The sequence below is a fragment of the Brevundimonas aurantiaca genome, from assembly GCF_904830995.1.
In the GTDB taxonomy this organism is placed as follows: domain Bacteria; phylum Pseudomonadota; class Alphaproteobacteria; order Caulobacterales; family Caulobacteraceae; genus Brevundimonas; species Brevundimonas aurantiaca.
The window spans coordinates 1,928,193-1,948,134 of record NZ_CAJGVD010000001.1; the positions used below are offsets into that span (position 1 = coordinate 1,928,193).

At 69.3% G+C, this 19,942-nt stretch carries 20 protein-coding genes; 7 read left to right on the forward strand and 13 right to left on the reverse strand.

All coding sequences use genetic code 11. The features are described from left to right. Positions 1–5: 5 nt before the first annotated feature. The 13 genes from JMT67_RS09545 to JMT67_RS09605 all read right to left on the reverse strand — a co-directional run bounded on the left by JMT67_RS09545 (position 6) and on the right by JMT67_RS09605 (position 10,025). Complete coding sequence (locus JMT67_RS09545) at positions 6–386, reverse strand: helix-turn-helix transcriptional regulator (RefSeq protein ID WP_201463332.1); 381 nt, start codon at positions 384–386, stop codon at positions 6–8. Next, positions 376–561: a hypothetical protein gene (locus JMT67_RS09550; RefSeq protein ID WP_201463333.1), complete on the reverse strand. Its 186-nt coding sequence runs from the start codon at positions 559–561 to the stop codon at positions 376–378. The genes JMT67_RS09545 and JMT67_RS09550 overlap by 11 nt, the downstream gene beginning before the upstream one ends. Continuing rightward, positions 558–869 carry a hypothetical protein gene (locus tag JMT67_RS09555; protein WP_201464073.1) on the reverse strand — a complete coding sequence of 104 codons (312 nt, stop codon included), beginning with the start codon at positions 867–869 and terminating at the stop codon, positions 558–560. The genes JMT67_RS09550 and JMT67_RS09555 overlap by 4 nt, the downstream gene beginning before the upstream one ends. Continuing rightward, positions 866–1,474, reverse strand: coding sequence for a lytic transglycosylase domain-containing protein (locus JMT67_RS09560; protein WP_201463334.1), 609 nt, complete (start codon positions 1,472–1,474; stop codon positions 866–868). The genes JMT67_RS09555 and JMT67_RS09560 overlap by 4 nt, the downstream gene beginning before the upstream one ends. Further along, complete coding sequence (locus JMT67_RS09565) at positions 1,468–1,971, reverse strand: S26 family signal peptidase (protein WP_201463335.1); 504 nt, start codon at positions 1,969–1,971, stop codon at positions 1,468–1,470. Before JMT67_RS09565 ends, JMT67_RS09560 begins: the two co-directional genes overlap by 7 nt. After that, positions 1,968–3,146, reverse strand: a complete 1,179-nt coding sequence (locus JMT67_RS09570) for a TrbI/VirB10 family protein (RefSeq protein WP_201463336.1) — start codon at positions 3,144–3,146, stop codon at positions 1,968–1,970. The genes JMT67_RS09565 and JMT67_RS09570 overlap by 4 nt, the downstream gene beginning before the upstream one ends. Continuing rightward, positions 3,143–4,192 (reverse strand): TrbG/VirB9 family P-type conjugative transfer protein, encoded by a 1,050-nt coding sequence (locus tag JMT67_RS09575; protein WP_201463337.1) that lies wholly within the window; start codon positions 4,190–4,192, stop codon positions 3,143–3,145. Before JMT67_RS09575 ends, JMT67_RS09570 begins: the two co-directional genes overlap by 4 nt. Continuing rightward, positions 4,171–4,854, reverse strand: coding sequence for a conjugal transfer protein TrbF (gene trbF, locus JMT67_RS09580; RefSeq protein WP_201463338.1), 684 nt, complete (start codon positions 4,852–4,854; stop codon positions 4,171–4,173). Before trbF ends, JMT67_RS09575 begins: the two co-directional genes overlap by 22 nt. Before the next feature lie 2 nt (positions 4,855–4,856). Beyond that, entirely contained in the window at positions 4,857–6,242 is a 1,386-nt protein-coding gene (gene trbL / locus JMT67_RS09585; protein ID WP_233455850.1) for a P-type conjugative transfer protein TrbL, read from the reverse strand. A 10-nt stretch (positions 6,243–6,252) separates the two neighbouring features. After that, a complete protein-coding gene (locus JMT67_RS09590) occupies positions 6,253–6,885 on the reverse strand; it encodes a conjugal transfer protein TrbJ (protein WP_201463339.1) in 633 nt (210 codons plus the stop codon). A gap of 79 nt (positions 6,886–6,964) precedes the next feature. Then, positions 6,965–9,418 (reverse strand): conjugal transfer protein TrbE, encoded by a 2,454-nt coding sequence (gene trbE, locus JMT67_RS09595; protein ID WP_201463340.1) that lies wholly within the window; start codon positions 9,416–9,418, stop codon positions 6,965–6,967. A gap of 8 nt (positions 9,419–9,426) precedes the next feature. Continuing rightward, positions 9,427–9,705: a VirB3 family type IV secretion system protein gene (locus JMT67_RS09600; RefSeq protein WP_191558242.1), complete on the reverse strand. Its 279-nt coding sequence runs from the start codon at positions 9,703–9,705 to the stop codon at positions 9,427–9,429. Beyond that, complete coding sequence (locus JMT67_RS09605; protein WP_054764203.1) at positions 9,705–10,025, reverse strand: TrbC/VirB2 family protein; 321 nt, start codon at positions 10,023–10,025, stop codon at positions 9,705–9,707. The genes JMT67_RS09600 and JMT67_RS09605 overlap by 1 nt, the downstream gene beginning before the upstream one ends. 728 nt (positions 10,026–10,753) lie before the next feature. Between JMT67_RS09605 and JMT67_RS09610 the strand changes: the two genes are divergently transcribed. The 7 genes from JMT67_RS09610 to JMT67_RS09640 all read left to right on the forward strand — a co-directional run bounded on the left by JMT67_RS09610 (position 10,754) and on the right by JMT67_RS09640 (position 19,901). Beyond that, positions 10,754–11,161: a hypothetical protein gene (locus JMT67_RS09610; protein WP_201463341.1), complete on the forward strand. Its 408-nt coding sequence runs from the start codon at positions 10,754–10,756 to the stop codon at positions 11,159–11,161. Between the two features lie 61 nt (positions 11,162–11,222). Continuing rightward, on the forward strand, positions 11,223–12,542 hold the full coding sequence (locus tag JMT67_RS09615; RefSeq protein WP_201463342.1) for a TolC family protein: 1,320 nt from the start codon (positions 11,223–11,225) through the stop codon (positions 12,540–12,542). Beyond that, on the forward strand, positions 12,539–13,804 hold the full coding sequence (locus tag JMT67_RS09620; RefSeq protein WP_201463343.1) for an efflux RND transporter periplasmic adaptor subunit: 1,266 nt from the start codon (positions 12,539–12,541) through the stop codon (positions 13,802–13,804). The genes JMT67_RS09615 and JMT67_RS09620 overlap by 4 nt, the downstream gene beginning before the upstream one ends. 17 nt (positions 13,805–13,821) lie before the next feature. After that, on the forward strand, positions 13,822–17,007 hold the full coding sequence (locus JMT67_RS09625) for an efflux RND transporter permease subunit (protein ID WP_201463344.1): 3,186 nt from the start codon (positions 13,822–13,824) through the stop codon (positions 17,005–17,007). Positions 17,008–17,045: 38 nt separating this feature from the next. Next, positions 17,046–17,777, forward strand: a complete 732-nt coding sequence (locus tag JMT67_RS09630; RefSeq protein ID WP_201463345.1) for a HupE/UreJ family protein — start codon at positions 17,046–17,048, stop codon at positions 17,775–17,777. 13 nt (positions 17,778–17,790) lie between these two features. Next, a complete protein-coding gene (locus JMT67_RS09635; protein WP_201463346.1) occupies positions 17,791–18,486 on the forward strand; it encodes a transmembrane anchor protein in 696 nt (231 codons plus the stop codon). Between the two features lie 95 nt (positions 18,487–18,581). Then, positions 18,582–19,901, forward strand: a complete 1,320-nt coding sequence (locus JMT67_RS09640) for an MFS transporter (protein ID WP_201463347.1) — start codon at positions 18,582–18,584, stop codon at positions 19,899–19,901. The last annotated feature ends 41 nt before the right edge of the window (positions 19,902–19,942 follow it).

The following is a 19,942-nucleotide window of genomic DNA, read 5'->3' on the forward strand; positions in this document are numbered from 1 at the left end:
AGGCGCTAGAAGTCGAAGCCAAGCTGCCCCTCCGCGATGACCGGCCCGGTCCGACGACGGGGGCGGGACTTCGGCTTGCCAGCTCCCGGTGACAGCGACGGGGTCGGCTTTGGGGTCGCCGGCGCAATGACGCGGTCTTCCCGAGGACGGTGCGGCGTCGGCCTGACCGGCCGGGCTGTCGGTTCGGATTCCGGTGTCGGCCCGCGGCTCTCGTTCCAACGGGCGATATCGCGCTCGCGCCAGGCCACCCGGCCCGGCGAGATCGGCACCGGCTCCGGAAAGTCTCCCGCCTGACGCATGCGCCAGGCGGTCGTGCGGCCGAGACCCGTCAGGTCGCGGACCTGGCGCCAGCCCAGGAACCGCTCGAGCCCGTCGTCATGGGCCATGGCGCTGTTCCAGAAGCGCCGTCGCGCGATCGCCCATGACCGAGGCGAGGGCCGCCGCATCGTTGGCCGCGTCCAGAGGATCGCGGCTCCACCAGACCAGCAGCACGGCCTTGAGCGGATAGCTGACCGCCGGGTCGTTCATCAGGGTCTCGAGACTGGGGCGATCGGGCGTCATGAGGTCGCCTCCCGTCGCCGGGCCTCCCGCCGCAGTCGCTGGCGTTCGCTCGACGAAGCGACGGGCGCCGTGATCTGGGCCTCGGCCCAGGTCTCCAGCAGGTCCAGCGGATAGTAGGGCTTGTTGCGGATGTGTCGGCACGGCGGACCGCCCGATCCGGTCGAATAGGCGCGCGCCAGGGTCGTCGGCTTCATCCGGATGCCCTTGCCCTCCAGAAACACGGACGCCTCCGCGCGGGTCAGCAGCGTCTCCCGGGGCGAGGGCGCGGCCGCCTCCGAGCTGCCCTGAGGGGTCGCCGCGAAGGTCACAGCCCGGCCTCCGCCGGCGCGCATTCCCGCGACGATCGCACTCCCCGTCCCGCCGTGAGCGCCAGATAGCAGTTGATCACCGAGACGACGTAGTTCTGGGTCTCGGTGATGTTCGGGATCCGGCCCAGCCGGGCGACCCGATCCGGACCCGAATTATAGGCCGCGAGAGCGAGGCGAAGGTCGCCGAAGCGAAGAATCTGGCGGGCCAGATAGTCGGCCCCTCCTCGCAGGTTCTCATAGGGATCGAAGCGGTCGCGCACGCCGAGATCCGCGGCGGTGCCCGGCATCAGCTGGGTCAGGCCGCACGCGCCGGCGTGGGAGCAGGCCTGGGCGCGGTAGGCGCTTTCCACCACCACAAGGGCATGGAGCAGCTTGCGATCCAGACCATGCCGGTCGGCCGCCTCTGCGATCGCGTCGGCGAAGGGCTGGTCGAGGTCCGCAAGACGGACGGCCTCGAGACCGGCGACTTCAGGCGCGGGTGTTTCCGGGACGGCGCCCACGAACAGGTCGCCGCCGGCCGGGCGCCAGTCGACGCGGGTCTGGGCCGCGACCGGCGTCGCCGCAAGGGCGATGACGGCGGCAAGGGGAAGCAGGCGGATTACCATGTCAGGGTCTCCCGATAGACGCCCTCGATCTGGGCGATCCTCACCGGCCCGAAATACCGGCTGTCCAGGCTGGCCGGCGTATCGCCGAGCAGCAGTCGTTCGTCGGAGGCGAGCCTGCGGCAGCCTCGCCAGGCCGGAAGCGCGACGCCCGCTCGATCCCGCGCGTGGATGCGGACCGTGCGCATCGGGGCGATGAGCCATCGGCCGTCCGAGCAGACCGTGTCGCCGCCCGTCGCCGCCACCCGTTTGATCAGCCGCACCTCGGCGGGCATCCCCTGGCGCGAAAGATAGGCCCGCACGATCTCGGGCTGACGAATGGCGACCACCGCGCCGCGCCCGATCTCCGGGGCCGAGGTGCGGACATAGACGCCCCGAGGCAGGCTTGGGCTCTCATTGACCAGGGCCAAGGCGGGACGCTGCGCCGCGACCGCGCCGAAGGCGAGGAGGCCAACCGCGGGCGCGACGGCCGCTACGAGAAGACGACGGAGACGGGTCATCGGCGGTATGGCTCCAGAATGAGGTCGCGGGTGATCATCACCCGGACCGGGGCCCCCGCCCGGACCCGTATGGACGGCTGGACGCCGAGCTCGCGATCGACGAGCCGCCCGCCGACCTGGGAGGCCTCGATCGAGGCGGCGCTCCCCGCGCTGGCGGCGAACGATCGATCCTCGGACCCGCCGCGAGCCAGTTCGCCCAGGGTGGTGATGGCGCCCGCGAACAGGGTCGCCACGCCGAGCGGAAGCAGCCGCCGGTCCACCTCTCCCCGCACGCCGACCGCGCCCTGCGCATCCACGCCGGGTTCTTCCGACAGGATCAGGCTCTTGCCATTGGGAAGGATCAGTCGATCCCAGACGAGGAAGGCCCGACGATCGCCGTGGGCGCTCTCGCCTTCGTGGCGGCCGATCAGGCGGGTCCCCTGCGGAACGACCAGATGCCGACCGGTGATGGAGTCGAAGACGTTCTGGCTGACCGTGGCCACGACCGGACCGGGACGCGAGGTGTCCACGGCCGTCAGCAGAACGCCCGGAATGATGGCGCCGGCCTTCAACTCATAGGGCGAGACCGGCGCCAGGAGGCCGTGGGGGCTGTAGATGGCGCCATAGTCCCGCATCGTAGAGGACGGCGGCGCATCCGTTCGCCCGCTTCCGGCCTGAACGGCGGCGCCGCTCGACGGGCCGCCGAAGAACAGCCCGGACGCCGCCGCCTGTTCCGCCGGTCGCGGCCCTCTGGGAACCGTCGCGTATGACGGCGCCGGCACGCGTGCGGGCGGCGGCGAGGCGGTGGGCGGCGCCTCTTCCGGCGTCTCGCCCCGCCGCTCCGGCAAGGTGTCCGCCCGGGCAAGCCGGTCGTAGCTCGCCGGCTGGTCCGTGACCCGTTCCGAGGGTCGCACGCTGCCCCGCGCCTCGCCGCCGCCGTCGGCGTCAGCGGCGTCCCGGGCCTGACGCGTCATCTGCGGCTGGACGACGAAGGCCCAGGCCAGCGAGCCGGACACCAGGAGCGCGGCGACCATCACCGCACCCTGAACCACAGGCTTGCGGATGCGGACAGCGCCCGGCCGGGGAGCGCGGCCCATCAGGGGTGGCGGCGGAACCTTCGGCGTCGATGTCGGGGTGGAGGGAGGCGGCGCGACGTCGTCGCCGACACTGTCTGGAGAGAGATTGGGATCGGTCATCGGGCGGCTCCCGGAATGCGACGGATACGGACGATCTGCGGTCGACGGTCGCCGAGCCGGAGCTCGGCCTCGTCAAACAGGCGGTCGACGATCAGGACGCCGTCGGCCTGCCGGTAGTTGACCAGCTGAAGTTCCTCGCCCGCCCGAACGAAGAGGGCCGGCGCCTCATCGATCGCAGCCCCCGGCGACAGGGTGATGAAGGTCCGCGCGCCGTCGTTGAAGACGGCGGTCGGAGCCCAGCGCGGAGACCGCCCTCGCGCCTCTATCCTGTAGCGCGCGTCGATGGGGCCCTGGGGCGTCGCCGCCTGCACATCGACCGGGGGAAGGCCAGACAGCGGATCGGCGACCGCGTGCCCTGAGGCCGCGAAGCCGTAGTCCCAGGCGATGGCGGCGTTGAAGGCGTCGGCGCCGCCGCTGCGCAAGGTCAGAAGATAGACCCGCTGGCTGGTGGTCAGGACGAGGTTGGTCTCCAGGCCCGCCTGCAAGGGTTTGATCAGGACATGGGTCCGGGCGGAAGCGCCGGCGCCCGACTGGCTTTCGCCGATCTGCCACCGCACCGTATCCCCGGCCGCCTTGGCCGTGACCGTTTCGCCGGGCGCCAGGGTGAGGGTGGTCACCCGCAGGGGCGCGGTCCAGACCTCGTACACCCGACCGTCGGACCAGCCGAACACCTGGACTCCGCCCACGAAGGCGTCGGCGCTGGAGGCGGCGCGAGCGGATCGATTGGCTTCGGCGATCGCGGCGCGTCCGGAAGGCGTCTCCGGCGGCGGCGTCTCTGGACGACGTCGGCGCGGCGGCTCCGCCCGCGCGACCGCTTCGAGATAGGGTCGGGCCGTCGAGCCAGGCTCGACGGGCGGCTGGACCGGGTCCGGCTCCGCCGAAGGCAGAGGCTCGGACCCTGCCTCGGGTGTCGGGACGTCGGGCGTGATCGCCTGGGACAGCAGGATGGGGTCGGCGTCCGGCCCTCTCAGAAGGGCGCAGCCGGAGAGCACGAGAGCGGCGACCGCCGAAAGGGCGGTCACGCTCAGGAAGCGTCGGGGGTCCATGAGACATCCTCGATCTTGAGGCCAAGGGGATTGCGCATCAGCTCGGCCTCGTTGCGGGGCGGCTGATGGGCGACGGTGATCAGGGCGCGCCAACGCTCGGCCCCGGCCTGCTGGCCGTTCACGAAGCGGGTCTCGCGCCATTGCAGGTCGAAGGTGCGATCGCTGCGGCGGACGACGTTCAGCACCTCCACATTGACGGCTTCCCGCCCCGCCTCCGCGAACGGATCGTTGGCCTGGGCCCAGTCGTTCAGGAAGGTGGAGGCCTTGGGGGTCAGGAGATCGTAGGCGCGCAGCCAGTTCTGCCGGATCACGATCGGATCGATGGATTTGGAACGGACGTCACGGATCCATTGGGCGAGCGCGTAGCCGGTCTGGGCCTCGGTCGGTTCGTACCGGCCGTCCAGGGCGGTGATCCTCTGGGTCTGGCCCCAGTCGGACACCTCGACGACGAACGGCCGCACCACCGCGCGATCGGCCTGGACCCACCAACCGGCGCCCAGAAAGGCCGCCAACGCAAGATTGGCCAGGGCGATACGCCGCCAGTTCCGGGCATGGGCGATGGAGAGGCCCATCCGGTCGTCCCAGACCTGGCCGGCCCTCTGGTACGGCGTGGCCTCGGGCGACGCGGTCAGGGCGCGTTTCGGTTTGAAGAAGGGATGCATGCTCAATCCTCGGGTCTGACGGTGGGCTTGAGGGCGCCGCTGTTCTCACCGGCCGGCATCAGGGCGCGACCGGAATTGGCGATGAAGAAGGCCTGGAGGGCGGCGGACCGGCCGCCGGAGCGTCCCCCCTTCGCGCCCCCGCCCTGCGGCCGGTCCTCGGACAGGGACGGCCGGAAACGGGTGTCGGCTTGGCCGCCCGCCTTGCCCGGAGGCGGGCCGGACGGATCCGGTTGAGGAGGCGGCGCCTCCGACGGCGCTGGAGCGGGAGATCCTGGGGCCATGGCTGCGCCCGCCGGCGGTGCGGCGTCACCGCCGGACGGCGCCGGACCTCGCGGCCGCCCGGCTGGTCCCGGCCCGGGTCCCGGGCCCGGCGATGGCCGCGGTCCGCCGCCCGAGGGCGCGCCTCCCGAGGGCGGGCCGCCGCCTGATGGTCGCGCCCCGGAGGCGGCCCCGGCGGCGGATCGTGACGACCCGCTGACCGCTGCGGCCCGCCCGGCCATGGCGCCGGCGCCCGCGACACCGCCGGCGACGAGGGCGCCTGCCCCGGCGACGGCGAGCCCGCTGGTCAGGGCCGCGCCCGCTCCCAGGGCGGGGCCGCCGGTCACCAGGGCCGAGGCCAGGTTAGGGATGAAGATCGCCAGCATCGCCAGCAGCAGGGCGGCGACCAGGATGGTGAGGGCTTCATAGATGTCGGGATTGGCGGAGGGCTGCAGCTGGTCGAAGATCGTCCGCGCGCCGGAGACGACGATGGCCAGGGCCAGCACCTTGAGCCCCGAGGACACGACATAGCCGAGCGGTCGTTCGGCCAGGAAGGCGGTCTTGTTCCAGATGCCGAACGGCAGCAGGACGAAGCCGCCCAGGGTGACGATCTTGAACTCCAGCAGGGAGACGATGATCTGCAGGGCCAGGATGGCGAAGGCCAGCATGATGCCGATCATCGCCAGGCCGAGGATCAGGGCGTCCGCCATATTGCCCATGACGTCGAGCGGGTTCTCGACCGGGGCCGGCGTCTCTCCCAGCGCCTTCACGATCTCCCAGCCCTGCTGGAGGATGGCCCCGGGGTTCAGGAACTCCTCCCGCGACAGGGAGCCTCCTCCCGCCGTCAGGCCGAGCTCGAGAAACCCGGCGTAGATCGTCTCGGAAAGGGCCTGCCAGTCGTTGATGATCCAGGCGAAGGCGCCGATCAGCAACACCTTGCCGAAGCCGGACGCCAGCACCTCCCGGTTGGGAGAGAGCGCCCATTGGATCCCTGTCAGGGCCACGACGAGCGCGATCAGCAAGCCGAAAACGCCGTTGACCGACCCGGACAGGGCGTCGAAGCCGGCGGTGACGGTGTTCGAGAACACCACCATCAGCTCGTTGGGGGTCTCCATGCCGGGGCCGGCCATGGCAGTCTCCTCAGTCTCGGGCGTGGGGCAAGGGGTTGAAGGACGGGGCGGCCGGGGTTGAGGATCCGCGTTCCCAGAAGCGACGGCGCGCCTCGATCGCCGCTTCGCGGTCGGCGGCCTGACGGGCCGCGCCCTCGGCCATCAGCCGGGACTGGGCCAGGAGCACCGTCCGCATGCTGGCCAGGTCCTCGGCGAGAACGGACAGCATCTGGGTCGAGGACTGGATCGCGGCGGTCTCGCCCTCCGCCGCCTCGCTCGCGGCCATGGCGCCGCGCAGCCGGCCGTCCCGGCTCTGGGCCAACCGCTCCAGCTCCGCCGCCGTGCGCGCCAGATCCTCGGCGGTCCGCCGCGCGGTCGTGGACCGGTCGGCGCCGAGTGCGGTGAGGTCCGAGAGCGACAGATCGTCGGGGTAAAGATCCGCGAACTGCCGCTGGACGCCGTCCAGGGTCGAGGCCGTGCCCCGAACCGTTCGCGCTAGCTCGCCGATGTCGCGCAGGGTTTCAGAGGATTCCGCGAGATGGCTGTAGGGCGAAGCGGCGAGACTGCGGGCCTGATTGGCGAGGGCGCGGGCCTCGTTGGCGAGGCTCTCGATCTGCCGCGCGGCCGAGAGCATGGCCTCGACATCGGCCTTGGCGTCGTACACCGCCCATTGCGCGCTCGCCGGTTGGGGCGCCGCCGCGAGCGTCAGCGAAAGCGCGGCGAGCCCGCAGAGCCAGTGGCGGCTATTCGGCCGCGAGACGATGGGCGACGGCCGGATCGAAGCTGTCAAAGACGTTGTCGACATGGTGGACTCCCTTGGCTTTGAGGAATTCGCGGGCGAAGCGGTCCGGCCGGAGATCGGCCGGATCGAGAGCCGCCAGCACGCTCTCGATGAGGGTCTGGTCCTCCGGGGACGAGGCGCCGCACAGGGCGAGCCCGGCACCGCTGAGCTTGAGGTCGAAGAGACGTCGGCCTTCGGGCTGACGCAGGTAGTAGGTGCGCTTGGGCGTGGCCCAGGCGATTAGCTCCAGCTGGCGGCGGTTCAGACCGAACATCCGGTAGAGGTCCGCCGAGGCGGGCTCGAGCGCGCGGGGGTTCGGCAGGAAGATCTGGGTCGGGCAGCTTTCGATCAGCGCCGACGCGATCGACGAGCGCACGACGTCGTCGAGCGACTGGGTGGCGAAAACCACCGCCACGCCCTTCTTGCGGAGCGTCTTCAGCCACTCGCGGATGCGGGCGGCGAAGGCGGTCTCGCCGAGGAACAGCCAGGCCTCGTCGAGGATCAGCAGGGTCGGCCGGCCGTCAAAGCCGCGCTCGATCTCGTGGAACAGGGCCGCGAGCACCGGAGCGACCGCCGACGGCGTCGCCATCAGGCTCTCGAGCTCGAAACATTCGAAGGCGGCGAGTGTCTCGTCTTCCGGAGCGACGCCGTCGATGAGCGCGCCATGAGGCCCCTTGAGCGTCAGGGGCTCCAGGGCCGCGGCCACCGCCTTGTCCTGGACGAGGGCCGTGAAGACGGTCAGCGTCCGCTGCGCCACGGGGGCCTGGGCCAGGGCGCCGAGCGCGGCCCAGATCTCCTCGCGGATGCGCGGCGTCGGCTCGAGGCCCGCGAGCCGGACGGCGTCGGCCAGCCACTCCGAAGCCCAGGCCCGTTCGCCGTCATCCTCGATGCGCGCCAGCGGCTGGAGGGTGAACGCGCCTCCGGGCTGGAGGGGATGCCAGCGCCCGCCGGCCGCCAGCGCTGCGGCCCGGGCGCTGCGGCCCTTGTCGAAGACCACGACGCGTCCCTCGGGGTAGCGGAACCACTGAAGGGCGAGGAAGGCGAGCAGGGCGCTCTTGCCCGAGCCGGTCGGCCCGACCACCATCGCATGGCCGACGTCGCCCACATGCAGGGCCAACCTGAACGGCGTCGATCCGCTTGTCCTTGCGACCGCGAGCGGCGGCCCCTGCAGGCGCGGGTCAGAGGTCGGGCCGGCCCAGACCGCCGAGACGGGCAGGAGGTCGGCGAGGTTCAGGGTGGAAACCAGAGGCCGGCGCACATCCGCATAGGGCTCGCCCGGCAGGGAGCCCAGCCAGGCTTCCACAGCGTTCAGATCCTCGGTCCGGGCGACGAAGCCCTGGGCGTTGAGCGTCGCCTCGATCGCCCGCGCCTGTTCCGCCGCCCGTTCGGGATCGCGCGCCATCACCGTGATCGTCGTCGTCAGATAGCCGTAGGCGCAGGCGTCCGAGCCGAGCGCTTCGAGCGCCCCGTCGCACTCGTCGGTCTTGGCCGCCGCATCCGTGTCGAGGAGCGGAACCTCCTCCTTGGTGATGGCCTCGCGCAGCAGGACCCCGACACCCTTGCGCTTGGCGAACCACCGCTTGCGGAGCTTGACGAGCTCGACCTCGGCGTCTGCCTTGTCCAGACCGATCCAGCGCGCGCTCCAGCGGTAGGCAAACGGCAGGGCCCCGAGCGCGTCGAGCAGTCCCGGTCGCGTGCTCGCCGGAAGCCCCCTCACCGAGACCACCTTCAACGTCTGGCCGTCCAGCGTCGGAGACACACCGCCGAGGAGCGGCGCGTCCGCCAGCCAGGCGTCAAGGAACATCGGCGTCGCCGGCAGCGCGAGCTGGATCGACCGGGGAGACACGCAGTCGTGCAGCCAGGTCAGGATCTCCGCGTCGTCCAGCATGGCGACTTGCGGCAGGGCGTCGGCCAGCAGGTCGACGATCTGCGCCGTCTCGCGGGCGAAGGCGTCCAGGGCGGTGCGCCAGTCGCGGCTTGCCGGATCGGCGCCGTCGAAGAGGACACGCTCCATCCGGCGGGGCTGGTCCGCCGGCGGGAGCCACGTCAGGGCCGCCCGATAGTCGGTCTCGTAGGCCGGCTCACTGGTTTCGAAGAGCGAGCGACGCTCGGCGTCGACCAGCCAGGCCGCGGCGATCTCGAACTCGCTCCTGGGATAGGGCTGGGCGGATCGGCGACGCGCCTCGACATGCAGGCACCACCCGCTGCCCAGACGCTTCAGGGCGTTGTTGAGCCGCGCGCGAACCGACATCAGCTCCAGGTCGGAGGCCGACTCGAGATCCGGACCCCGGAACCGCAGACCGCAGGTGAAGGAGCCGTCCTTGTTCAGCACCACCCCGGGGGCGACCATGGCCGCCCAGGGCAGATGATCGGCCAGGAGGGCGGGCCGGCGGCGATGTTCATCCAGGAAGCGCATATCAGCTCTCACGCATCGAGATGGCCCGGCAGGGCGAGGTGACGGCGAAGGACGTCGAAGAACCGCTTGTCCGCCCGCGCGGCGTAGAGGCCGATCGCGTGGGCGACAGCCCACCACAGGAGACCCAGCCACCAGATCCGCAGCGCCAGCCCCAAGACCACCGCCACGGTGCCCATCAGGATGGCGTAGTCGCGAGGCATGCCCGCCAGGGTGACGGGCTCGGTCAGGGCTCCTGCGACCGGAAGATCCCAGCCGGGCGGGCGGTGATCGGACGACGTCTCGGACATCAGGCGATCTCCGCCCCACCGGCGAAGCCGAAGAACTGCAGGAAGAAGGTGGAAGCGGCGAAGGCGATCGACAGGCCGAAGAGAATCCCGAGCCCTCGCCGCATGGAGGAGCCGTTCTCGCTCATGGCGACCCCGGCGCCGAACAACACCACCGCCACGACGGCCGCGGCCTGGACGACCGGCCCCGTGATCGATTCCACGATCTGCTGGAGCGGTCCCTCCCAGGGCATACCGGATCCGCCCGCCAATGCCTGGCCGGCGAAGAACAGGCCGCAAGTCACCGTCGCGGCCGAGAGGCCACGTTGAAGTAAACGTCGCATGGTTTGAGTTCCTGTGGTCTTGCCGGAAGATCGGCGTTTACAATCCACAGCAAGCAAAACCATCCACAGGCTGTCAACGCGCCCCACGAATATATTTTACGGCGTTGTAGGGCATGCTTTTTACTCGCGGTAACTGAGATCGACTTTCGCCTTCAGAGAGTTGACGGCAAGTCTTGGAGGCACAGCTTTATCCCCGCCACGGCTGAAGTTCGGGCGCCGAGGTCCGGATTTGGCCATGATCCGAATCCGTCGGCTCCGCCGTCGTCGGCGCTCAGCGCATGCGGGAAGGTCGCCCGCCTCTATTGTCCGACCACAGGCTCCCGGGCGAAGCCACAACAGCTTTTTGAAACTCGGCGGGTGCTTTCACGCCCCCAGCGACGCCGGCTTACGTCGACCGCTAGGAAAAATCTCTGCGGACCGCGACAGGCTCTTCTGCCAATATTGGCCCGGCCCTGTGTTCGCTCGCCTGTCTGACCATCGACGCAACTTCGTATTGGGCATTGATCGCGGACCGATCTCAATATGAGCACCGGCTGTCGAGCGGGCCGTACAATCCTTCGACCGCAAAGCACCAGCAGCAGACATTGACGAGTGTCCGGGAAACGGGCGTCTGACGACGTGCACTTCCGCCGTTGTCTGCATTGGCGACATCCGTCACCGCCTGCGTCCTCGGCGCTGTTGCCGTTTCCCTCGACCTCCCTTACAGGCCGAAGGACTAGGGGAACCGCGTGAGCCGAACGCTTCGTCAGATCTTCGCCTGCCTGGCCGTGACGCTCGTCGTCGCGTTGCAGGGCTATGGCGTGGCGTCGGCGCAGCATCAGGTGGCTCACACCGTCGAGTTCCCCGGGGTCTCGTTTGAAGCCTCCTCCTACGACGGGCATGATCACGACCACGATCAAGCGGTCGAGGATCACGACGCCGGACCGTCGGTCGATGCGGCGACGCCCGACGACGGCGACAAGCCGGTCGGTCACCACCACCACTCGACCGGCGATCTGCACATCGCCCTGAATACGGCCAGCCACCCGTCCGACGACCGCAACACGCTGTCGTCGCGACTGCCGCTGGGCCGCGACCAACTCCCCCCCGGGGCCGACCGCGAGGCGCCCTCCGACCCTCCAAAAGCACGCGCCTGATCACCTGAAACGCTGATCCTGCGCGGCCGCACGGCTGCGCGCGCCCTTTTGGAGCCCATCCTTGTCATACTCGAAGTCCGGTCTGGCCGGATGGCGGGTGCGAGCCGTTTCGACGCTCGCGCTCGCCCTGGCGGCGGCCTTGCCGACCGCGCAGGCGTTCGCTCAGGCGACGCCTGAAGATCCACCCGCGACCGCTCCGGCCGCGCCTCTCCTTACTCTGGACCAGGCGCTCGCCCGGGCCGCCGAAGCCGACCCCGCCCGGGCCGGTGTCGCGGCGCGGATGCGCGCCGTCGAGGCCGGTGTGCGTCAGGCCGACGTGAGGCCGAACCCCACCCTCGGCCTGATGGTCGAGAATCTGCCGACCCTCGGCGCCGGCGACTTCATGAGCCGGACCGAGACGACGCTGACCTATGAACAGCGCCTGGAACGCGGCGGCGACCGACCGGCGCGTGTCGCCCTGGCCCAGAGCGAGGGCGCCCTGATCATCGCCCAGGCCCAGGCGGCGCGGCTCGATCGGTTGGAAACCGTCCAGCGGCTGTGGACCGAGGCGCTGGCCGCCGAGGCCCTGCTGGAGATCGCCCGCGAACGGCTGGACCTGGCCGAACGCTTCCAGTTGGAGGTGCAACGCCGGGTGGATGCCGCCCGCGATCCCCTGTTTGCAGGAGCGCGCGCCGAGGCCGAACTGGCCCAGGCCCAGATCGAGTTCGATCAGGCCGATGTGACGATGCGCACCGCGCGCATCTCGCTGGCCCGCTACTGGGACGGCCGGGTCGACTTCTCGCTCGGTGCGGATGCGTTCGAGGACACCAGCGCCTCGCGCATCGCGGCCGGGGCTCCGGCCCAGGCGGACCTCGACGTCTTCCTTGCGCGACGCGCCACCGCCGAGGCCCAGGTGCGGGTCGAGACGGCCCGCGCGGTCGTCGATCCGACCGTCAGCGTCGGCGTCCGGCACATCTGGGACAATGACGTCTCGCTGGTGTTCGGCGGTTCGATCCCCCTGCAACGCTACGATCGCAACCAGGGCGCCATCGACCGCGCCCGGGCCGAGGGCTTGGCCGCCCAAGCGGACGCCGAGGCGTTCCGTCTGGATCGCGAGCGGGAGATCGCCCGCCTTCAAGTGCAGCTCCTCAGCCGCGCCACCGAGGCTCGCCGGATCGCGGAGGAGACCTTGCCCCAAGCCGAACGGGCCGTGGTTCTGGTCCGCGACGGCTTCAACCGAGGCGGCTTCACCTATAACGACGTCATCTCCGCCCAGACATCCCTGCTTCAGACCCGGGCGCGGCGCGTCGCCGTGCTCCAGGCCTTCCACAATGACCGCGCCCGCCTCGACCGGCTGACCGGCGCGCACGCCGATCTGCTCGGCATGGAGTTCCAACCATGAACCGCTATCCATCACGCCGCTTCGCCATCGGCGGGGCGATGACCGCGCTCGCGCTGGCTATGGCTGCCTGCGGAGGCGGCTCGGAGAAGGCCGAGAAGGCCGAAGGAGCCGAAGGCGCCGCCGCGACCGACTATGAGCGCGGTCCGCACAACGGCCGCCTGCTGCGCGATGGCGACTTCTCCCTTGAGGTCACCATCTACGAGGAAGGGCCGGAGCCCCTGTTCCGACTCTATCCCTACCTGAAGGATAGGCCCTTCGATCCGCGTCAGGTCCAGGCCTCCATCGCCCTGACCCGTCTGGGTCCCAAGGTTGATCGCTTCAACTTCACGGCCGAGAACGATTACCTGGCCAGCCCGGGCGTCGTGTCTGAGCCCCACTCCTTCGACGTCGCGGTCGCGGCGACACGGGGCAATCAGCGCTCGAATTGGACCTACCAGTCCTATGAGGGACGCACGATCATTTCCGCCGACGCAGCGCGGGCTGGCGGCGTCACCACCGAGCGCGCGGGGTCGGCAGTCCTGGGCGAGAGCCTGCCGCTTGCCGGACGGGTCGAGATCAAACCCGAGGGTCAGGCCGAAGTGCACGCGCGCTATCCAGGCCGCGTCGTTTCGATGGCGGTGGAACTGGGCAGTCGAGTGCGCCGGGGCCAGGTGATCGCTCGCGTCGAGTCGAGCGAGAGCCTGCAAACCTACGCTATCACTGCCCCTATTTCGGGCGTGGTGACGGTCAAGAACGTGAACCCGGGCCAGATTACCGGCAATGGCGAGCCCATGCTGGAGATCGGCGACCCGTCTCAGCTTCACGCCGAGTTCTTCCTTTATCCTCGCGATGCCGAGCGGGTGCGGGTCGGACAGCGGGTCGAAGTGCGGAGCCTGGCCGGCGATAGCAGGGTCAGCGCCGTGATCGAGGCCATTTTGCCTTCAGCGGACGTGCTCAGCCAGACCTTGGTCGCCCACGTCCATCTGCCGGCGGGCTCCGGTTCATGGCGACCGGGCCTGGGAGTCGAGGGGACGGTCTATGTCGGCTCCGGCGAAGTTCCCTTGGCCGTCCGGACGAAGGCCCTCCAGCCGTTCCGCGACTTCACCGTCGTCTACGCCAAGGTTGGCAATACCTACGAGGTCCGCATGCTGGACCTGGGCCGGCGCACCGACGAGTGGACCGAGATTCTGGGCGGGCTTGAGCCCGGCACGGAATATGTCGTGGACGGCGCCTTCCTCATTCGCGCGGACATCGAGAAGTCCGGCGCGAGCCACGACCACTAAGCGGGGGATGCGCCACAATGCTTGAACGCATCATCCGCCTGTCGATCCAGTTCCGCTGGGTCGTCATGGCGCTCGTGCTGGTCGCCTGCGCGGTCGGAGTCTGGAGCTTCCAGCGCCTTCCGATCGACGCGACGCCGGACATCACCAACGTCCAGATACAGGTCAACACAGAGGCCCCCGGCTATTCGCCGTTGGAAGCCGAACAACGCATCACCTTCCCGGTCGAGACCGCCATCGCGGGCGTGCCGGGCCTGTCCTACACCCGCTCCGTCTCGCGCTACGGCCTGAGCCAGGTCACTGTCGTGTTCGAGGACGGCACCGACATCTACCGGGCGCGGCAACTGGTCAACGAGCGGCTTCAGACCGCCCTGGGCCAGCTTCCGCCCGGCGTGTCGCCCGAACTCGGCCCGATCGCCACCGGGCTCGGCGAAATCTTCATGTATACGATCGAGGCCGCACCCGGCGCCCGCAAGGCGGACGGCTCGACCTATACGCCCGAGGATCTGCGGACGCTTCAGGACTGGGTCATCCGGCCCCAGATGCGCAACACGCCCGGCGTCACCGAGGTCAACACCATCGGCGGCTTCGAGCGGCAGTATCACGTCACCCCGCGCCCGGAGCGGCTCGCCGCCTACGGCGTGACCATGGGCGAAGTGGTCGAGGCGCTGAACCGCAACAACGCCAACGTCGGCGCGGGCTATGTCGAACGCTACGGCGAGCAGTATCTGATCCGCGTGCCGGGTCAGGCCTCGACCACCGAGGACCTGCTCAACATCGTGGTGACGACGCGGGGCGGGGTTCCGATCCGCATCGCCGAGGTCGCCGACGTTGGTCTGGGTGAGGAGCTGCGCACCGGGGCCGCGACCGAGAACGGCAAGGAGACGGTGCTCGCCACCGTCCTGATGTTGGCCGGAGAGAACAGCCGTGTGGTGGCCCAGGCCGCCGCCGCCAAGCTGGAGGAAGCCTCGCGGGCTCTTCCCAACGGGGTCGTCGCCTCGCCCGTCTACGACCGGACCAACCTGGTCGAACGCGCCATCAAGACGGTGGAGAAGAACCTCGTCGAAGGCGCCCTTCTGGTCATCGTCATCCTGTTCCTGCTGCTCGGAAACATCCGCGCGGCCCTGATCACGGCGGCGGTCATCCCGATCACCATGCTCATGACCATCACCGGCATGGTGCAGGCCGGGGTGTCGGGCAACCTGATGTCGCTGGGGGCCCTAGACTTCGGTCTGATCGTCGACGGCGCCGTCATCATCGTCGAGAACTGTCTGCGGCGGTTCGCCGAGACCCAGCATCAGCACGGGCGTCTGCTCACCCGTCAAGAGCGGTTCGACCTCGCGGCCGAAGCCTCCAGCGAGGTCATCCGGCCGTCGCTGTTCGGCGTCCTGATCATCACCCTGGTTTATGTGCCGATCTTCGCCCTGGACGGGGTCGAGGGTAAGACCTTCCACCCGATGGCGATCACCGTCGTCATCGCCCTGACCGGGGCGCTCCTGCTGTCGCTGACCTTCGTGCCGGCCGCCGTGGCCATGTTCGTCACGGGCAAGGTGCAGGAGAAGGACAGCTTCGTCATGCGCTGGGCGCGGGTCGGCTACCGGCCGGCGCTCGACTTCGCGCTCAAGGCGCGCGGCCTGATGATCGGCGGCGCTGTCGCCCTGGTCCTGCTGGCAGGTTTTGTCGCCTCTCGAATGGGTTCGGAATTCGTGCCGAACCTGGATGAGGGCGACATCGCCATGCACGCGCTGCGCATCCCGGGCACCAGCCTGAGTCAGGCCATCCAGATGCAGACCGCTCTGGAGGCGCGGCTGGCGCGGTTCCCGGAAGTGGAGCGGGTCGTCGCCAAGATCGGCACAGCCGAGGTGGCGACCGATCCTGTCCCGCCGTCCGTCGCCGACACCTTCATCTTGCTGAAGGACCGGGACCAATGGCCAAACCCGCGCAAGGATCGCCTCGAACTGGTGCGCGAGATGGAGGAGGCGGTGAACGCCGTCCCCGGCTCGAAATACGAGTTCACCCAGCCGATCCAGATGCGCTTCAACGAACTGCTCTCGGGCGTTCGGGCCGATGTCGCCATCAAGATCCACGGCGACGACCTCGACCAGCTGGTGGCCCTCGGCTCGCAGATCGAGGAGATCGTCGGCTCGGTCGAGGGCGCGGCCGATCCGCAATCGGAACAGGTCACCGGCCTGCCCATGTTGCAGATCACGCCGAACCGCGCCGCCATCGCGCGGCTGGGTCTCAGCATCGACGACGTCCAGCAGGTCATTTCGACCTCCATGGGCGGCACGACGGCGGGCCAGATCTTCGAGGGCGACCGTCGTTTCGACGTCGTCGTCCGCCTGCCCGAGGACCTGCGCTCCAACACCGACGCCATCGGCCGCATCCAGGTCCCGCTGCCGGCGTCGGAGGGACAACCTCGCGCCTTCGTGCCGCTCAGCGAGATCGCCACGATCGAACTGGAGACCGGCCCGAACCAGATCAGCCGCGAGGATGGGAAGCGACGCATCGTCGTCACCGCCAACGTCCGCGACCGCGATCTGGGCTCCTTCATCGGAGAGGTGCGCGAGCGCGTCGAACGCGATGTGGAACTGCCTGCCGGCTACTGGATCACCTATGGCGGCACCTTCGAACAACTAATCTCGGCCGCCCAGCGGCTTCAGGTCGTGGTTCCGGCGGTGCTGCTGCTGATCCTGGGCCTGTTGTTCGCCCTGTTCCGCTCGTGGCGGGACAGCCTGATCGTCTTCTCGGGAGTGCCTCTGGCGCTGACCGGGGGCGTGGCCTTCCTGGCCATGCGGGGCCTGCCCCTGTCCATCTCGGCGGGCGTCGGCTTCATCGCGCTTTCGGGCGTGGCGGTGCTGAACGGCGTAGTGATGGTCAGCTTCATCCGGGGCTTGATCGAAGAGGGCAGGCCGGTGGGCGAGGCGATCCGCGAGGGCGCCCTGACCCGTCTGCGCCCGGTTCTGATGACCGCGCTCGTGGCCAGCCTGGGCTTCGTGCCCATGGCCCTGAACGTGGGCGCCGGCGCCGAGGTCCAGCGTCCGCTGGCCACGGTGGTCATCGGCGGGATCCTCTCCTCGACGATCCTGACCCTGCTCGTGCTCCCGGCCCTCTACAGCCTGATGCACAGACGGGAGCGCGCCTCGGACAAGCCGCGCCGGCCGTGGCTGGATCGTCTGCCGTTCCGCAAGCCCAGGAGCGTCTGATGCGCGCCAGATCTCAATCCTCACACACAAGGTCGATCATGAAATCTCTTCAGAACCGCGCCCCTTGGTCGTGGCTCCACTCGCCCTGGGCGCTCGCTCTGATGGCGATCACCCTTCTCGTCCTCGACGGCGTCTTCAGTCAGGCCCTCGCCCACGGCGTGGCCGAGGGCGACAAAGGCTATATCCAGGAAACCTCCGGCTTCCTTTTCTGGCCGTTCGTCTATCTGGGGGCCAAGCACATGGTCACCGGCTACGACCACCTGCTGTTCCTGTTCGGGGTGATCTTCTTCCTCTACCGGATGAAGGACATCTCTATCTATGTAACCCTGTTCGCCATCGGTCACTCGTCCACCCTGCTGCTGGGCGTCCTGACCAACGTCAGCGTTTCCAGCTACCTCATCGACGCCATCATCGGTCTGTCAGTCGTCTACAAGGCGCTCGACAACATGGGCGCCTATCAGCGGTGGTTCGGCTTTCAGCCCTCGACTAAGGCCGCGACCGTGATCTTCGGTCTGTTCCACGGCTTCGGCCTGGCGACCAAGCTCCAGGACTTCCAGCTCTCGCCCGACGGCCTGATCGGCAACCTGATCGCCTTCAACATCGGGGTCGAGGCCGGACAGCTTCTGGCTCTGGGCGGCATCCTGATCCTGATGGGATTCTGGCGCCGCTCGAACAGCTTCTGGAAACACGCCTACCTCACCAACGTCGTGCTGATGACGCTCGGCTTCCTCCTGACGGGCTACCAGCTCGTCGGCCTCTTCGTCATGTGATCGGAGACCTCGAATGTATAACGCAAACCGCCCCAACCCCTCCGACCTGCCCAGCACGTCCGAGCTTCTGAAATCGACCGGCATCGCCGCCGCGATCGCCGCCGTTCTGACGGTGACCGTGGTCATGCCGGCCGAATACGGAATTGATCCAACCCGTATCGGGTCAGTCTTCGGCCTGACCGAGATGGGCCGCATCAAGCGCCAGCTCGCCGCCGAGGCGGCGGCGGAAGAGGAAGGCGTCGCACCCCAGGCGGTCACGGTCGCCACGACGCCCCTGACCCCGCTGGCGCAAGCCCCCGCTCCGGCTGTCGAACCCCAGCCCACGACAGAAGCCGCCACGCCTCCGGTCGTGGGTGCAGCACCGGTCGTCGCCGCTTCAACCCCCGCACCGGCAGTCCGTTCGGACCGGACGAGCCTGACGCTCGAACCCGACGAAGGTGGCGAGATCAAGCTGACCATGAGGGAAGGCGACCGGGCCGAATTCACCTGGTCCACTGACGGCGGCGCGGTGAACTACGACACCCACGGCGATGGTCGCGGGATAAGCTATCATGGCTATGGCAAGGGCACAGACACCCGTGTCCAGGGCGCCATCATCGCCGCCTTTGACGGGCATCATGGGTGGTTCTGGCGCAATCGCGGCGATGAAACCGTCACCATCACCCTGGTGACGAGCGGCGCCTATGAGTCAGTCGAGTTCGTCGACTAGACCCCAGGCGATCTGCTTCTGATCATCCGGGCGAGGCGGTCCGACGCCGCCTCGCCCATCACCTTCCAGCCGGCCTTTCCATTGGACGCTTCGCCATGTCGCTGTTCTCACCCCTCCGTCATCCCGCCTATTGCAAACTGTTCACGGCCCAGGTCGCGGCGCTGCTCGGCACGGGTCTCGCGACCGTGGCGCTGGGTCTGCTGGCCCATGATCTCGCCGGGGCCAATGCGGGCGAGATCCTAGGCATCGTGCTGGGCATCAAGATGGTCGCCTATGTCGGGGTCGCGCCCTTCGCCAGCGCCTTGGTCAGCAACCTGCCGCGCAAGACCCTGCTTGTGAGCCTGGACATCGTCCGCGCGCTGGTCGCCGCCAGCCTGCCGTTCGTCAGCGAGGGCTGGCAGGTCTACGCCCTGATGACGGTGCTCTATGTCGCCGCCGCCGCCTTCACCCCCGCCTTCCAGGCCATGATCCCGGACCTGCTTCCGGACGAGCGCGAATACACCGAGGCCCTGTCGCTCTCGCGCCTCGCCGCCGATCTGGAGAGCGTCGCCAGTCCCGTGCTCGCGGCCTTGCTACTGTCGGTTATGATGTGGAGCGGCCTCTTCGGCGGCACGGCGATCGGCTTCGTCATCTCGGCCCTGTTCGTCGTCTCGGCGGCGCTCCCGACCACCAAGGCCGCCGCGCCGCGTCCCTTCATCGAACGCCTGACCGGGGGGCTGCGCCTGTTCCTGCTGACGCCCCGTCTGCGCGGCGTCCTCGCCTTCAGCCTCGCCACCTCGGCGGGCGGCGCCATGGTGTTCGTCAACACCGTCGTCCTAGTTCAGTCCGGCTTCGACCTCGGCGAACAGGCGACCGCCTGGGCTCTCGCCGCCTTCGGTCTCGGATCGATGGCCACCGCCCTGACGCTGCCCCGCGTGCTGGAGCGCGTCCCGGATCGCAGCGTCGTCGCCACGGGCGGCGTGATCATGACCCTTGTCCTGGTCGCCGGCAGCATGCTCGCCACCCGCTACCCGGTTCTTCTGGGGCTGTGGTTGGTGCTGGGCGCCGGCTACGGCATGACCCTGGTGCCGATTGGGCGGGTTCTGCGTCGGTCGTCTGCAGCAGAGGACCGGCCCGCCCTGTTCGCCGCCTACTTCGCCCTGTCCCACGCCTGCTGGCTGATCGCCTACCCGGTGTCTGGACTGGTCAGCGCGACGGTCAATCCGGCCGCCGCCTTCCTAACGCTGGCGGCCCTCTGCGCGATCGGTCTGGTTGCGGGCCTGGTTCTTTGGCCGCGCCGCGATCCGGAGGCGGTTCCGCACAGTCACCCGGAGTTAGCCCCGGACGATCCGCACCTTGCCGATCACCCGGCGCGGGACGGTGTACACAGCCATGCCTTCGTTCTGGACGCTCAGCATCGACGCTGGCCGGGCTGAAGAATCACCACTTGTGAACGCCTTGCGGCAGGCGCTCGGCG

Excerpts from the sequence above, each read along its gene's own strand:
- JMT67_RS09545 (WP_201463332.1), bottom strand. The coding sequence starts at position 386 with ATGGCCCATGACGACGGGCTCGAGCGGTTCCTGGGCTGGCGCCAGGTC.
- JMT67_RS09550 (WP_201463333.1), bottom strand. The coding sequence starts at position 561 with ATGACGCCCGATCGCCCCAGTCTCGAGACCCTGATGAACGACCCGGCG.
- JMT67_RS09560 (WP_201463334.1), bottom strand. The coding sequence starts at position 1,474 with ATGGTAATCCGCCTGCTTCCCCTTGCCGCCGTCATCGCCCTTGCGGCG.
- JMT67_RS09565 (WP_201463335.1), bottom strand. The coding sequence starts at position 1,971 with ATGACCCGTCTCCGTCGTCTTCTCGTAGCGGCCGTCGCGCCCGCGGTT.
- JMT67_RS09570 (WP_201463336.1), bottom strand. The coding sequence starts at position 3,146 with ATGACCGATCCCAATCTCTCTCCAGACAGTGTCGGCGACGACGTCGCG.
- JMT67_RS09575 (WP_201463337.1), bottom strand. The coding sequence starts at position 4,192 with ATGGACCCCCGACGCTTCCTGAGCGTGACCGCCCTTTCGGCGGTCGCC.
- trbF (WP_201463338.1), bottom strand. The coding sequence starts at position 4,854 with ATGCATCCCTTCTTCAAACCGAAACGCGCCCTGACCGCGTCGCCCGAG.
- trbL (WP_233455850.1), bottom strand. The coding sequence starts at position 6,242 with ATGGCCGGCCCCGGCATGGAGACCCCCAACGAGCTGATGGTGGTGTTC.
- trbE (WP_201463340.1), bottom strand. The coding sequence starts at position 9,418 with ATGCGCTTCCTGGATGAACATCGCCGCCGGCCCGCCCTCCTGGCCGAT.
- JMT67_RS09600 (WP_191558242.1), bottom strand. The coding sequence starts at position 9,705 with ATGTCCGAGACGTCGTCCGATCACCGCCCGCCCGGCTGGGATCTTCCG.
- JMT67_RS09605 (WP_054764203.1), bottom strand. The coding sequence starts at position 10,025 with ATGCGACGTTTACTTCAACGTGGCCTCTCGGCCGCGACGGTGACTTGC.
- JMT67_RS09620 (WP_201463343.1), top strand. The coding sequence starts at position 12,539 with ATGAACCGCTATCCATCACGCCGCTTCGCCATCGGCGGGGCGATGACC.
- JMT67_RS09625 (WP_201463344.1), top strand. The coding sequence starts at position 13,822 with ATGCTTGAACGCATCATCCGCCTGTCGATCCAGTTCCGCTGGGTCGTC.
- JMT67_RS09630 (WP_201463345.1), top strand. The coding sequence starts at position 17,046 with ATGAAATCTCTTCAGAACCGCGCCCCTTGGTCGTGGCTCCACTCGCCC.
- JMT67_RS09635 (WP_201463346.1), top strand. The coding sequence starts at position 17,791 with ATGTATAACGCAAACCGCCCCAACCCCTCCGACCTGCCCAGCACGTCC.
- JMT67_RS09640 (WP_201463347.1), top strand. The coding sequence starts at position 18,582 with ATGTCGCTGTTCTCACCCCTCCGTCATCCCGCCTATTGCAAACTGTTC.